Annotated in this window: 13 protein-coding genes; 6 read left to right on the top strand and 7 right to left on the bottom strand. The window is 59.2% G+C overall.

What is annotated here, in order from left to right:
- Window positions 1-30: 30 nt before the first annotated feature.
- The 3 genes from AC2YHJ_RS11455 to AC2YHJ_RS11445 all read right to left on the bottom strand — a co-directional run bounded on the left by AC2YHJ_RS11455 (window position 31) and on the right by AC2YHJ_RS11445 (window position 4,470).
- Window positions 31-2,622, bottom strand: a complete 2,592-nt coding sequence (locus AC2YHJ_RS11455) for a UvrD-helicase domain-containing protein (RefSeq protein ID WP_487396123.1) — start codon at window positions 2,620-2,622, stop codon at window positions 31-33.
- Between the two features lie 25 nt (window positions 2,623-2,647).
- Window positions 2,648-3,655, bottom strand: a complete 1,008-nt coding sequence (locus AC2YHJ_RS11450) for a type I restriction-modification system subunit M (RefSeq protein ID WP_487396122.1) — start codon at window positions 3,653-3,655, stop codon at window positions 2,648-2,650.
- Between the two features lie 173 nt (window positions 3,656-3,828).
- Window positions 3,829-4,470, bottom strand: coding sequence for a recombinase family protein (locus tag AC2YHJ_RS11445; RefSeq protein WP_487396185.1), 642 nt, complete (start codon window positions 4,468-4,470; stop codon window positions 3,829-3,831).
- A gap of 242 nt (window positions 4,471-4,712) precedes the next feature.
- Here AC2YHJ_RS11445 and AC2YHJ_RS11440 point away from each other — a divergent pair, with 242 nt between their 5' ends.
- On the top strand, window positions 4,713-5,747 hold the full coding sequence (locus AC2YHJ_RS11440; protein WP_487396120.1) for a hypothetical protein: 1,035 nt from the start codon (window positions 4,713-4,715) through the stop codon (window positions 5,745-5,747).
- Between the two features lie 66 nt (window positions 5,748-5,813).
- Here the strand turns inward: AC2YHJ_RS11440 and AC2YHJ_RS11435 are convergent, their stop codons facing one another.
- The gene (locus AC2YHJ_RS11435; protein WP_487396118.1) at window positions 5,814-6,026 is read right to left on the bottom strand and encodes a hypothetical protein; all 213 of its coding nucleotides are present in this window, start codon (window positions 6,024-6,026) and stop codon (window positions 5,814-5,816) included.
- A gap of 492 nt (window positions 6,027-6,518) precedes the next feature.
- On the opposite strand from AC2YHJ_RS11435, the gene AC2YHJ_RS11430 reads away from it, so the two are divergent.
- Both AC2YHJ_RS11430 and AC2YHJ_RS11425 read left to right on the top strand, forming a co-directional pair.
- Complete coding sequence (locus tag AC2YHJ_RS11430; RefSeq protein ID WP_487396117.1) at window positions 6,519-7,901, top strand: hypothetical protein; 1,383 nt, start codon at window positions 6,519-6,521, stop codon at window positions 7,899-7,901.
- Between the two features lie 6 nt (window positions 7,902-7,907).
- The gene (locus AC2YHJ_RS11425) at window positions 7,908-8,471 is read left to right on the top strand and encodes a hypothetical protein (RefSeq protein WP_487396116.1); all 564 of its coding nucleotides are present in this window, start codon (window positions 7,908-7,910) and stop codon (window positions 8,469-8,471) included.
- Window positions 8,472-9,482: 1,011 nt separating this feature from the next.
- Here AC2YHJ_RS11425 and AC2YHJ_RS11420 read toward each other — a convergent pair.
- Entirely contained in the window at window positions 9,483-9,863 is a 381-nt protein-coding gene (locus AC2YHJ_RS11420) for a hypothetical protein (RefSeq protein WP_487396115.1), read from the bottom strand.
- Between the two features lie 1,023 nt (window positions 9,864-10,886).
- Here AC2YHJ_RS11420 and AC2YHJ_RS11415 point away from each other — a divergent pair.
- Window positions 10,887-11,729 carry a hypothetical protein gene (locus AC2YHJ_RS11415; protein ID WP_487396114.1) on the top strand — a complete coding sequence of 281 codons (843 nt, stop codon included), beginning with the start codon at window positions 10,887-10,889 and terminating at the stop codon, window positions 11,727-11,729.
- 14 nt (window positions 11,730-11,743) lie between these two features.
- Entirely contained in the window at window positions 11,744-12,211 is a 468-nt protein-coding gene (locus tag AC2YHJ_RS11410) for a hypothetical protein (RefSeq protein ID WP_487396113.1), read from the top strand.
- A 3-nt stretch (window positions 12,212-12,214) separates the two neighbouring features.
- Here the strand turns inward: AC2YHJ_RS11410 and AC2YHJ_RS11405 are convergent, their stop codons facing one another.
- Window positions 12,215-12,511 carry a hypothetical protein gene (locus AC2YHJ_RS11405; protein ID WP_487396112.1) on the bottom strand — a complete coding sequence of 99 codons (297 nt, stop codon included), beginning with the start codon at window positions 12,509-12,511 and terminating at the stop codon, window positions 12,215-12,217.
- Between the two features lie 176 nt (window positions 12,512-12,687).
- On the opposite strand from AC2YHJ_RS11405, the gene AC2YHJ_RS11400 reads away from it, so the two are divergent.
- Window positions 12,688-13,167 (top strand): type VI secretion system-associated protein TagO, encoded by a 480-nt coding sequence (locus AC2YHJ_RS11400; RefSeq protein ID WP_487396111.1) that lies wholly within the window; start codon window positions 12,688-12,690, stop codon window positions 13,165-13,167.
- A gap of 225 nt (window positions 13,168-13,392) precedes the next feature.
- On the opposite strand, the gene AC2YHJ_RS11395 is transcribed toward AC2YHJ_RS11400, so the two are convergent.
- On the bottom strand, window positions 13,393-14,256 hold the full coding sequence (locus AC2YHJ_RS11395) for a DNA-methyltransferase (RefSeq protein WP_487396110.1): 864 nt from the start codon (window positions 14,254-14,256) through the stop codon (window positions 13,393-13,395).
- Between the last annotated feature and the right edge of the window lie 51 nt (window positions 14,257-14,307).

The following is a 14,307-nucleotide window of genomic DNA, read 5'->3' as shown; positions in this document are numbered from 1 at the left end:
CGACAGCCATTTAAATCACTGACGTCGACATCAGAAACGGCCCTCAAAATTCTTTCGTAGCTCCTCCTGCACGCGTGGCCCGACGAGAAAGCGAGCGCGGGGGGAGAATTGAAGATCATGAGCGAGCGCGCGTACACTTTTCCACTTCACCGACTCTTTTCCACGTCGCAGTCCGACACCATCGACCACCTCTACGAGCTTAGCTAGAGCCTCAGCAGAAAGGCCGACGGCGTGCGGGGTATGTGTGTATTCCCATCCATTCATCAGACCAACATCATCATTGTCACCAAGCTCCGTTTGTGGAAGCTTGGACGGCGGGGGCAATAGGTACGCCTCATTCAAAGGCATTAGATCTTTTGCCTCGTCGAAATGCAGATCTCCCTTTGCATTTTCGAGCCACGGACTAACGCTGCCTGAACTAAACAGATAAAGCTCGTCACGCGCCCTTGTCATTGCCACATACAGCAGACAGCCATGCCTGAAAGACTCTTCCTCAGGCATATCTCTCGGCGGCAATACACCGTCACGGCAGTTCACAATAAGCATAATGTTGAATTCGTAGCCTTTGGTCTGCTCCAGATCTGACAATACAAGCCCCACTTCTGCCGGATCGTGGGTACCATCTAAGACGGGAATTCCAAGTTTTTCTGCATAGAATTGCACCTCCCGCAATGAGTATCCAGCCAACGCAATGCAGCATCGATGCTCGGGATGGTCTTCAAGGTCGACATCTACAAAGCTGCGGGCACGGGCTATCTCCTCCTCCAAACTCGATGCAGACAACACCATTGGAAGTGCACCCGAGCGGTTCGCGAGAACGGGGTCCAGAAGCTCCAAATCAGATGAATCAATCAAAGTCTCATCGAGATTCTTCATCAACACATTGAACGCCGCCTTCAGGATCTCTCTAGTGTTTCGGTAGTTTCTCGTGATTCGTCGAGACCTTCCATGCGTCAGGATACCAGCGTCACTTAAAGTACGATGCTTGGGAAGCACGTGCTGCGCTATGTCGCCGCACAAGAAGAGATCATTCCTTCCTTCCTTAACCAGCCTCCTGATGATCCCCAACTCAGTGGTTCCGAAATCTTGCGCCTCGTCGATGATTGCAGCATCGTATACGGGCAACAATGCAATCTCATGAGCGAGAACGGCTGTCGTTAATCCGAGATAGTCGATCACACCGACATCACGCATCTTCTTCTCCCACCCGGATAGACCCGCAAGTAGGAGAGTGCGCCAATCGGAAGTCAGTGGGAGTTTGCGTCCGATCCGCTCAAGCTGGTTATAATGCTCGCGCCCCCACGGCTTAACGGCCGTCCTGATCCAATCAAACTCCTCCCGAACATAGGTCTCCGCCCAAACGCCTCGCGCAGCGAGGCTTTGATGCACGGGCCATAGAACGCGCGCGTCGACGTTATTGTTCCAACACCGATAATATTCTCGAAAAACTTCATCCATGTGCTCTCCCAGCTTCCATGTAACATCATCGTAGAGACGCGCATTCTGCGGTTCTCTCTCATTTAGAATCTGCTGGCAAAGCTGGAAGAAAGACGTGACATGTATCCGTGAGCGACATTCCTCAGTCGGTGACGCCGCCTCAACCAAGCGTTCGATGAGTCCCGACAAACTCCTATTGAGCGTCACTACCAGTACTCGGCGCCCCTCCGCCTCACTCGCGAGCCTGACAGCACGGCGAACCGCAACGCAGGTCTTCCCGGAGCCACTAACACCCGACAACTGCGCAGGACCTTCAAAATCTGCCTTGACGGTGGCTTCTTGCTCGGGATGCATATGCAGGAGCCAGTCGAAGTATGGTGCCGAGCGCGAGAATCTATCCAGCCATTCTGCATGTTCTGGACTACCCACTCGAATGCGCCGCATTTCGGCGCCATCCGCAATCTCTAGAAGCTCCGCAGGGTCCAGATCGTCGAGAGGTCGGACATCCCCCTTAGCCAAGCCAATGCTCGACTCTGCTCCTTCCACATCTCCAGCAAGAAGTAGACACATTACGTCGTAGACTAGTCGCCCTTTTTCTACATCAGGGACTCGTTCACAGATATCCCGCACATCATCCGATATCGATGCCTCATCGAGGGCGTACAACTGCGCCACCAACCTTGGAGAAACTCCTTCGAGTAGGAAATCATGATGTTCTTCAGCGAGTCTATCCATGATCTTGCCGCGCGTTGGAACGGTTTCGCGGCGGATCATCTCGTCAGGCAGCTTGCCGCTTTCATAGACACGCTTCCAACGACCGTCCTTGTCTCGGGCGGGCTTCAGTCCCGAATTGGAGTTGATCCACTTGTCGGCATCTGAGTGTGTTCCCGCGTAACAAAAGAAACACGCCGAATCATTCTGAACGGTCACGAGGCGGTAACCATCCCCCAAGTCATACTTCACCGCATGATCGATTCGATTTTCGCCATGATTAGTTACAGGGACACCCCGAAACGGCTCTTCCTCGATGCCAAGCCTTCCGAGAATTCCATGAACTTTTTCTGCGCGCTTTTGGCCAAGGCCCCCACCATTAAAGAGCGCTGAAAGCGCGCGGTCGAAGTCCTTCAGGCGAATATAACTGATCTTACCGCTCGCCAAAGGCTCCGGTGATGTGCGTGCCGACATGGCAATCTGACTCCCGACTCAGCTTTCAGCTTTTTTCGACATTGCGTATGCCGTCGCCGACGACACTTTCGGACGCGTTCCGCATGCTGATTCTGCGATGCGGCTGCCCAAAAAGGACCGCCGACGTCATGTTCCAGTCCACGCCAAAGGGTGGGTTCGAGATGCAGTAGTCGACGGCGCGGCCCGAGTGGCCGTCCTCGGTGAAGGAGTTCCCAAAGGCGATGTTGCTCGCGTCCTGCCCCTTGATCAGGAGGTCCGATTTGCAGACCGCGAATGACTCTGGGTTCAACTCCTGCCCGAACGCGACCAGCCGCGCCTGTGGGTTCAGTTCTCGCAGATACTCCTCAGCGACCGAGAGCATCCCGCCAGTGCCACATGCGGGGTCGTAAATCGACCGGATCACGCCGGGCTGCGTAAGTGCGTCGGTGTCCTCCGTGAGCAGGAGGTTCACCATGAGGCGGATGACCTCGCGCGGTGTGAAATGCTCACCGGCCGTCTCATTCGACTGTTCGGCAAACCGCCGGATCAGTTCCTCGAAGACGTAACCCATCGCAAGGTTCGAGACGCGATCCGGGTGAAGATCGACATCGGCGAAGCGGGAGACGACGAGATACAGCAGGTTCGCCGCGTCCAGCCGTGCGATCTGTGCGGTGATGTCGAACCGCGCGAGGAAGACGTCACGAACCGTGGGGGAGAAGCCGTTGACGTAGTCGCGAATGTTGTCCGCGATCCCAGCCGGGTCGGACTTCAGAAGCGCAAACGTGAACTTCGAGGCGTTGTGGAAGGAATGCCCGGCTGCCCGGTTCAGGATGGCTTCACGCATCTCCTCGTCGGCTGCGGCCGGGATCGAGGCAGCCGCCTTGAGGATGGCGTCCTTCTTCGGCTCCAGCAGACAGTCGAGACGCCGAAGGACCGTGAAAGGCAGGATTACCTTCCCGCAGTCGGAAGCCTTGTAGTCCCCGCGCAGGAGTTCCGCGATGGACCAGATGAGCGCAGTCTGCTCGGTGTGCCTTGCCTGTTCGGCCCCGGTCATGTGTTCTGGCAGTCCTTTTCGTGCGCCGGACAGCCATGAACTGGGTCCCGAAACTCAAGACCCTGTGGGGCTTCCTTGCGCAGGTATTTCTTCGGACTGAAGGATCACCCGCCGAATCAGTATTGCGCAAGGGCTGAGAGGTTGAATACCGCCGCCACGGGCGTGAGGGACCATCAAGCCGAGGGCTGCGCATCCGGATGGGTTAGGCAGCCCGCGTCCGCGTCTGGCGAAGCCGCCCGCGCGATCCGCAGCGCCGACGCGGGCGACACTCCACCGATCCGGGCAGCGGCCCGGATTCCAGCCCCACCCGCGAGCGCCGCACGGACCTTCTGGACCCTGTCATCCGGCACCCGAGGACGCCCGATATGCTGCCCGGCTGCCACCACCTGAGCCTGCCCGTCCAGCGTCCGACGACGTCGTTCCGCCCGGCCGAGATCCGCCAAATGCGGCCCGGCCGCCAGAAGGGCCGCGCCCTCCGCTACGGCCCGCTGTGGGGCAACGTCATGGACCAGCAACCGGACGCCCGCGTCCCGGAGGCTCACGAGGAACTTCCCCAACGCGGTCGGCGACCCGCCGACGACAGGGAGCGACCAGATCGCGACCACGTCGATGTGCCCGGACCGGACCGCGTGCATCAAGGCAGACAGACCCTTCCGGGGCTCCCGGGCGCGGGCATGACGCGACGGGGCATCCCGAAAGACCCGAATGGGCTGATATCCGAGTTCGGTGGCGAGATGACGGAGAGCGACTTCCTGCTGGGAAGCCGAAGTCGAAAGCCGGTTTGTGTCCCGAGCGTAAATTGCCAGTCGCTTCACGGCGCTGAAGAGAATCAGAACTGCTTCGGCGTCAACCAATTTCCTTCTGAATGGGACGCCGAAACTTTCGCCAACGCGACCCGGACGGTCTGGGTGATACGCCAGAGACTTTTGAAACAGGTTCCGAGCAGTTCCGGATACCGACAACCGCCCGGAATCAAAATCGCCCCTACGGTCAGAATTCGAGGTTCCAAACGACAAATCGCATCGACGTTTTTCGAGATTCCTGATAAAAAGACTCAATGACCTCGACGGAGATGACTGCTGGGCACGAATGTGCGCCGATGTTGAATCGCGTTTGGGGGAGTCACCTCTCCCCCATCATCGCGAAATTGATCGTCGCAGAACCGACTCTCGGTCAACGGCTGGCCTTGGCATCGCCGCGTATCGTCCATGCCGTCGCGATCTATGTCGACCGGGCGATCAATGCAGGAACTCCGACTTCCGAGATCGCCCGAAATCTCAATGACGAAGATGTCCGGGATTTGCTGCCCCTCGTGATGCCGGACCCACATCCCCGACTTTTTGGTCTGCTGGGGCGTGCCGGGAACAGGGTTCGAGAAGGATCCTTCTATCTCCGCCTGAACGCAGCCTTGCATGGCCCGGCTTTGGATTTCGTCCTTCGGGCAGATCCTATTGATACGGCGGCCGTGGACCTTGCCGAGCAGTACGGACGCGACCCGGTCATGCTCGCCGCACAGCATGCCATCGGACGCGACCTGCTGCGTGGACGTGCCTTAGCTGGTGTTCTCGCCCTGCTGCGCGCCCTCGGCGTTGCACACGACATCGAAGCCCTGCCGCGCGGCTCGGGCTGGCGGGCCATCCACCGGAGGATCGAGACTGACTTCGGTCGAGTTCAGGGACCGCCCTTGCCGTTCGCGAGCCCGGACGGCTGGTACCACATCAACGATGTCGCGGACCTCAAGCGCGTCGGACGTCGCCTCAACAACTGCCTCGTCCAGTTCGCCGGGGGTGGCCTTGACCATTACCGCCGTATGATCGCCGGAGAGGTCGTGCTGCTGACTACCGAGATGCCGTTGCCGCTGATCGCGGAAGTCGAGCGCGTGGGGCCTGTCGCGTGGCGCATGGGCAGTTTCGTCGGCAGGCGGAACCGATACGCTGATGACGAACTTCGCTCCGACTTCTTCACCGCGCTGTCGAGCGCCATGTCGGCAGCAGGACATGTCCTTCTCGACGGTAACCCCTTCGTGGATCTCGATATCGTCGCGACCAAGGGCGGCATTGGCGGAAGCGACGCTCGTTGGCTTGAAGGCTGAGCCTCATGCCCGACCTCCCGGTTCACTCGTCTCCATCGAGGAAGGCCGAGGCCGTCGTCGACCGGTCTAGTGGATCGGGTGCAGGGCCACGAAGCGGCTTGCGCCCTTCCGCTTCGGCGGCTCGCCGGTCATGGCCACGATCCCGCGCTGGACGTCTGCGATGAGACGGACCAGTCCGGCGATCTCGGCTGGCGGAGCGTCGGATCGACGAAGGCATTCGGCTGCGTCATCGAGGCGGTCCACGGCCGCCAGCAGCTTGTCGTCCTCGGAATCGAGCATTGGGAAACTATAGACGGCTTTCAAAGGAGCTTGAACGTCGCCGCTCGCCCTGCCGAGCATGCAGTCGGGGACCGAGCAAAGCCAAGAGCGGCGACAACCTGCCAGAACCGGAATACCAGTCCTAGGTTCTCAAGCAAGATCGCGAGCGCCGATGCTCGTTTTTTTGGACACCTAGCTGCCTGCCAATCAACGCGCGAGCGAATTTTTTGGTTGTCACGCCACCGCTCGCTCGATAGCGTGAGCACATCCTGCTGCGTAACGAGCGCCTGCAGGGCAACAAAAAATCGTTCAACGCTAATCGATCATCATCAAGCATGCGTCGTAGCTAAGTACGAGCCGCGCAGATGATGTTTCGAGAATAGGAAGGATCAAGGGTTTCTCCCTACAGCCTGATCCGGCGCGCCGATCCTTCCAAGTGTATTTCTGGTGAGCGATCTCGCCATCGCCCGCAAGGGTGAGGATGCTTCAACGCGACATTAGGGAGAACGAACAATGGCTGACATCGAGACCCTCAATGCGATGATGATCAAGCTGCAACAGATCATCACCGGCCCAGCCGATGGTACGACTTTCGCCATGCCGGAAAACAGCTTTGTGTCGTTCTGCATGCCCGGTATCGCAATCTCGCAAGAGGACGTCGATTTTGGCTTCGTATCTCCGACTCCACAGCAGAATGAAGCCATGGCGGACTGGAGTGCGCTGGTGAACTCCGCCCCGCCTGTGCGGGGGCGCTTCACCGCCGGTACCGTCAAGCTATACGAAGCCTACGGGATGATGCTGCGCGATGCGATTCTTCCGCAAGTTCAACTCTCCATTCAGGAACAGAACTCCCTGAACGCTGCGCACAAGCTGCTGTATCGCGAAATCGACACTATCGGCCTTGACGGCGGAGCAACAACCCGGATCGCTGAGACGCCCTTGTTCGAAGCCTATTTGGAACGGCAAGTTGCATGGCAGCAGGCTTCCGAAGCCCTCAAGATGCTTCAGGCCGACACGCTTTATTCGGACGACCCCAAGGCGCAAGCCAAATGGGCGCTAGTCGGCCCTACGGTCCGCCAGAGGGTCACCGCCGCCAAGGCGAAGTTCATGATCGTCAAGCAGCAGGTCGAAGATGCTCTGAGCACTATCGCCACGGTAGGCGGGCGTGGACCCCAACGGTACTGGGCGCTCCTCAAAGACGCGTACGAAGACAACCAGAAGGAAACGGCTGGTGGCGGCACCTTTCTGCCGACCAAATACTTCCCGAACAAGTTCTGGGATGCGGCGAGCGCGGGGGGGTGGTCTGGGTTCAGCTACAATCACGAAGAAGAACACAAGATCAATGAATCGAGCCAGACCAGTGGCGGCCTGAGCGGCGGTTTTGGTGTTGGGCTCTGGAGTGTCAGCGCTGGAGGCAATTATGCCGAGCAGAAGACCTTCATGAAGACGGACACTAGCAAGGCGTGGGTCAAGGCCAAGCTCGTCAACGTCCCGCTTCGTCGGTCTTGGTTCGACGCCACCGTTTTCCGCAGCCGGGCGTGGAAGTTCGATAAGAACATCAACAACACCGTGTTCTCGGATGGCGGCGATCCGCCCGCCGGTGAGATGCCCGCCATCATCACGAGCGTCATCTTCGCCAAGGAGGTGAGCATCGGGGTCAACTGGTCAAGCACAGAGGACACGAGCTTCGCATCTCAACTGTCGGTCAACGCTTCGGTTGGGTGGGGACCCTTCTCGGTGCGGGGCAACTATTCCCGCAACACCAACCGCACCACGCATGACTTCGTGAAGACCGACGCTGGCATCGAGATCCCGGGCATGCAGATCATCGGTTTCGTCTGCGAGAAGCTGCCAAAGTGCCCCAATCCGGACCTCGACTTGAATTGGCCAGCGTGATCGATCATGCAGCACACGATCATGCAACGCTCCCTACTGGCCATCGCGCTTGTCGTGCTCGGCGGGTGCGATTGGGGAGAGCGCATTACGGCACTTGAGCAGAGGGCTGATCGAATGGATCGGACCGCCTCTGACCTTCGCGGTACCGTCGGGGCTCTCGACGATAACGTCGACATCCTCAGCGCGCAGGTCAACGGCCTTTCCCGTCTTGTGCGCGGCCGGAGCCGACTGGCCGCCACAGTGACGGATAATCAATGGCGGACCATCTACGGCAACAACACGGGCCGGAGTCAGATGGTTCGTATGACGCATCAAAGCGGCAATGGCGGGACGCTCGAATTGCGTTGGTCTCCAGTTGCGCAGAGACCACCAGCCACGGTTCCCGGTATGGACCCGCCGCCCGTTGTTGGGGCCAGTGAGCCGTTAGATCTCAGTCCAATCGGATCGCAGCGTATTCAGCGCCTGATGTGCGGCTACGAGATGCAGGCTCGGACGTCGGCCGGGAACACTCAGCGCATCGATATTCTCGTCATGGAAGACCCCAACCCGCGATCTTGCGACCGCATTTGAACATTGGTGAAGCGGGCATGCCCCGCTTCACCAATCCATGGCGGCGAGGTCGCGCCCTCACTAGGAGGCATGTATGTCTGGCGACAAAAATCGGTCGGCTGGTGACCCGAATGTCACCGCGCTCGGACTCACAAAAGATGGGCTTGCGGTAACTGGGGCAGTCTCGGCGCTTCTCGCACTTATGTCCAACAGCCTGAAGGGCAGCACACTCATCAGTTCGATCCCAATTTACGTGCCGTTCGTTGCCGTCGCGATCCTATCAATTGCACTATGCGTGATGTTGAACGCTCTAAGCAGGATAGACGCCCGATCCATCGCTCAGACTGTCGTTATTGTCTTCATCAGCCTCGTGACTTCGTTCCTCCCCATCGAGGCGATATGGGATCGGGCCAGAAGTGCGGCGCCACAGAGTACGGGAAACACCCAACCTGCCTCCGTCCCTGCGGGAGCCCAAACACCTCCGCGCCCGCCCACCGCACCGTTCCGACTGGAGATCAACTGATGCGAACGCTCGGCCTCGTTCCCTTCTCGCTAGTGCTTAGTCTATCGGCGAACGCGCAGTCTGCTGATGCTTCTGCTACGACGGAGACGGTTCACATCGAAGCCACCACTTCTAACTGTGTAGACCCGAACCGAACCTCGCGGGAGGTTTGTCCTCCGCCCGGATGGAGGATCACCCCGGTTGGACCGCCCGAGTATGGGTCTCTGAACGGGCCAAATAGCGGCATATCGATATCGCCGTTCACGCGTTCAGATGGCGCTCAATGTTATCGAATGATAGCCACTGCGAATCCTCACGGCGAGGACCAGCTTCTCTTTGGTATTCGGAACTGTCGAGGGCGGGGATGGGTTAACGGGCGCGTCACGTTCCGTGGTGAGCGTACAAACTAATGTCCTGCCCGCTCCGTTCGCCGGATTTCCAGCAAACGGAGCAGTTCAGCGGGCTACTGACAATATGAGCACGTGGCTTGAGAACGAAGTTCGTAGGACTGCGGAGTCGGGACACTAGGTTCAGATCTGGTATGGGAAGCGGGCTTGCCACGACCCGGCTTCCGCTTCCGTCTGGAAGCCATCCGCGTCGTCGACTTCATCGAGAAACGCGACAACCGACCGCATCAGCGAGTTGAACGCACGATCCCGAACCGCGACTTCGACGCCGGACGCCTCGACCTGAATTCGCGTAAAGTCGTGCTCGGAAAGCTGCACACCAAACACAACGTCCCCTTCCCATGCTGGAAGGCGACCTTCGATGCGGTCGCAAATCAGGTCCGGGAGTCCGTCACGTAGATCGTCGAGGCTCATCCATTCCACAAGCTCTGCCACCGCGACATCATCGTTGATCATCGCAGCAACCATGTCCCGACTCAGCGGGAGCAGCGCTTCATGAATCATCGTAGCTCAATACGAAATCATCCGGCTCTGTGATGGCACTGTCGAGGGGCTCTGGTCCCCGTATCAGCACGCCGGAAGTTCCGACTTTCTAGCACCTATGGCCGGTTCGCCCGAATTCATTCGACGCAGTTGGCGACGATTTTCACACCGGACCGAAGGACGGCGTGGTGAAGTGCAGAAGTTCACCGCGCGACTTCGCCGCCCATTTCAAACCCCAAAGCAGGTAAACGGGAAGGAAAGTAGCCGGGGCAATCCCGGGTAGTGATGAGGATCGATCCTCAGTACGCCCCTTGGATCGGCACTCGGGATCGACCTTCATAACGGGCATAGGATGGTCGTACAGGCCAGCCACGGGAATTTCGGTCTCGTTAGACCTGCGAACGGCAAAGCGACGTGTGCGGTCATCCTATGCTAACCTCTGCCCGACCAAACGAGATGACCAACCACGACGACGACCGAGAGCCGTAGCGGAGCGCAGCGAAGCGGAGGCGAAGGTCGACGTCCGGACGGGCGCGCAGCGCACGGCCGTCAAGATCGATCTAGTCGAGAACGGTCACGATGAGCGTACGTCTGCGTCGGCCAACTTGTCGGGTTGAAGACCCGTTACTCCTATTTCCTTCCCCGAGCAGGGGAAGTCCTTAGTAAGAGGAACTGGTCTCCGCCCTTCGTTACTAAGGACTTCCCCACTTCCCCGTCATTCCCGATCCATGTCGATGGATACCGAACGTACGCACAGCCTCACTTTTCGGACATCCCGTCGTTGCCCTGTCGTCAGGCCGGGGAAGTAGGGAAGCTGCGCACACCCGACTTCCCCACGTCCTGACCTCCCCACGGCTGGGGAAGTCGCCGACTAGATCGACGTCCCCACTTCCCCTCGAATGAATTCGGCGATTCCAGCCTTGGATGCTAAATACGGTCGCGACGGGATTGCCTCGTCGCATGTCTCGAACGGTTCCGTGGGGCGGCATTGCAAGGCCGCTCCACAACTACTCGAACCAGAGACATAACCGTTGGACATTTGAGATGAACATTCTTCCTCCGTTCGCAAGAACGGATTTCGCTGAAGTGCAGGTTTTCGACAACCGACATCAGACCACGACCAAGTCTCGCACCGGCAAGGCCGCGATGAAGGTCAAAATTTCCACCCTCACGGTCCCAGAACTGGATTTCAGCAAGGCTATCCGTGCCGTCAACGACGCTGCCATGCAGCCGCCAGCCGCGTTCGTGAAGTCGGTGCAGAAGCGGGTCTCGTCGATGACGCTGACGGCTGAACGGGCGGCTAAAGTTCGCTGCATCGCGAGCGACGCTAACCGGTTCTCCCTCGTCGGGCTGGTCAAGGAGAACGACATCTGCGTAGTTCTGCATCGCGATGATCGGCTCGCTCCCCAGAGCGTGACGCTTCACTATCCAGACGGCCATACGATCTTCGTCGAAGATGGCTTCGGCCGGGACGAGAACGCTTCACCGAACGCCGCCATCTGGCGTCAGTACTACGACCCGAACGGGTTCCACGGGAAGCATGGCAGCGGACCGATCCTCGCGGCACTGAACCGAAAGGTCTCGACTAGGCCGGAGACGCCCCTCGCGGCTGATGAAGTTCTCAACGGTCTTCTTGACATCGTGACGACGCTGACCACGCGGTTAGATGCGGCGGCTCGGTCCAACGCCGACCTGACGACGAAGCTCGCGGTCGTGTCCGCAGACAACACCGCGCTCGCGGAAGCTCTTGCAGTTCTTGAGCAGCAGTTCGAGGACCTATCTCGGCAGGTCAACTCCCTAACGTCGATGCGCGTCGTTCAGGAACCCGAACTGAGCGACGTTCCGCTCGTCAGGGCCGGGGATATCCTGTCTCGGCTTCCCGGCTGAAAAGGAGGGGCGGCATGACGGAGATGATTCATGTCCTCCGGACTGAGTTCGACGTCTACGGCCCAGTCAACATTACGCGCGACGGCCGCCGCATCCCGGCGCGAGACCTAATCGCTATGGCGTCGGTCTGCTTCGAGGCGTACGGCCGCACGACGTGGTTGCGTTTCGGACGCGAGCACCGGGAAGACGGACCGGCAGTCATCCCGGATGATGGAGGTACTGAGTGGTACCGGGACGGCGAACTGAATCGTGTGGACGGCCCGGCTGTCACGTGCAGCACCGGAGCCGAGGAATGGTGGATCAACGGTCAACCACATCGCGACTTCGGCCCTGCCTTCACCCACGAAGACGGAACCGAAATGTGGTTCCTCCACGGTCGTGAGCTTCGCGACGTCCCGAACTGGATCGTCGAGAACGGGCTTCCGCCATGGCGACTATGGCAGGACATCGACCGGGTGCATTTCAAGCTGCGATGGGGATGACCTTCACTGCACGCGCTCGATAATGACCTTCTTGCCTCGTGAGAGAAGTACGAACAGTCCTAGGATCACGTCACCGGCCGCCCAGATCATCAAGACGAAGCCCATGCCCATGGTAGTTCCTACCGCGTAACCCGCACGGCTTGCTTCGTCCGTCAGCCGTCCGTACTCAACGGCGTTACCAGCAAGCCCGGCAAAGAACGCATAGGCCATCAACAGATTGAAGCCGATAAACGCCAAGAGGAACAACCATCCGAAAAACCCACGCTGGCGCTTCTCGATCAACACACGTGTATTGCTCATCTTTTCCCCCAGCGTCCGTATTGCGAGTGATCGTAGGCTTCACAGGCGCGAGAGCCAAGATACAATGGGGCCTCGACGGCTCGCATTCCTCGAAACGGCAACTGATGTTCGCGCGTGAGTGGCTGTGGGTACGCTCCTGTGAGCCGCCGCCGTCTAGAGAGAAGTGGGGTCCGGGAATGAAGTTGCTACTCCTTCTTCAAGTACTTGGAATGATGGTGGCGACGCCTACGCTTGCTGCTTGGCGCGTAGACGAGGATCGTGACCGCATTACGGATCGGGTTTCCGTTTTTGCCTACACCCGCGCCATCGACAGCAATGTGCGCGCGACCGACGACCCCATGCTTATCCTGCGCTGCCGGGCTGGAAGGACTGAGGTCTATCTCGAAACCGGGACATACCTCGGCTTCGGTGACGTCATGACCACATACCGAATCGACAATCGCCCCTCCGTGCGGCGAGGGTTTCCCGTGGGATCAGGCGGGAAGTCCATATTCCTGCCCGACGCGATTCGAACCATCCGGTCGATGATGGACAGCAGCCGACTTCTGATGCGGCTTCAGCCGTACCACAGAGATGGCAGCATAGAACTTGAGTTCGACATCAGTGGCCTGAGGGAGGCGATTCCGCCCTTGCAACGGGCGTGTGGCTGGCGGTGATTGAGCCAAGATCGGGCTGCCGAACTGGCCGGAATCGTTCCTCGTAGACTGGAGCCACTCGAAACCGTTCGAGGACTACCATGAGCAAACGGTAGGAGGGCGGACTTCGTGAACGCAGGTGTCGTATGGTTCTGGATCGTCGTTGCCGTGATCCTGCTTCTCATCACTCAGTTCCTTGGTCCGCTCAGGGGAATTGGTTCGTTCTGATCCTCAGCGACGCCCCCTTCATTCGGCCGCCTGCTGGCCCTGCTTGAGTCCGAACGTTGGGTCCTTCTCGATCAGCGTCGAGCGGAAGCCATGCCGTCGCGCCGCTATGCCGGTCGTGCCCGATCCCGCAAACGGGTCCAGCACGTGCCCGCCCAGCGGCGTCAGAAGCCGTACGAGATCCTCCATAAGCCCAAGAGGCTTCTGGGTCGGATGAGCGCCGTACCGGACGCGTGGATGGGACAGGATAGGGTCTGGCCAGTCACCATTGCGGCGGATGGCGTCGATGTTCATGGCCCCGACACCATGGGCTCGGAGGTTGTCGATCATCCGCCCCTCGACTGGGCGCTGTGCGATGATGATTGGCTCAATGGTCGGCTTGATCGAGTTCTTCCCGTAAAACCAACCGCGCCACTGCTTTGCCTCGCGGCTGACATGCCGCTCATACTTAATCCGAAGGCCGGTTCCGTTTCGCCGCTGCTGCTCAAACCGCTGGTTGGCGGTGCAGATGCCCGACATCTTGGTCAGGCCGACGATCTTCCGATGCGTCAGGTTCTCCCGGTCGAACAGTTCCGAGACGTTGATCGGCCTCGGGATGCCATGATTTGCGCGCCAGTAGAGCGGCGGCAGGATCGTGAAGCCCGCGTCTTCGATGGCGGTCGTAACCCGATGCTGCATTCGAGGTGCAGCGAACGCGGCCACGTAGCCACCCGGCTTCAACGCGCCATGGAGAAGGCGCCAGAGGTCGACCGAGAACGCGATCTCATCGTCCCACTTGAGGCCGTACACCGAGATCCCATAAGGCGGGTCGGTGACAATGCTGTCGAACCGGGTTCCAGCATCGACTAGTTCCGGGATGACGTCCCGGCAGTCCCCTATCAGCATCGAATCCCCGGCTCAACCTAGACGCGGAACTCTATGCATCGCGATTCCGTG

This window comes from Roseomonas sp. SRI_022 (genome assembly GCF_057586215.1).
Note: the sequence above shows the minus strand (reverse complement) of the source record. Positions and strands in the feature narration are given on the sequence as shown.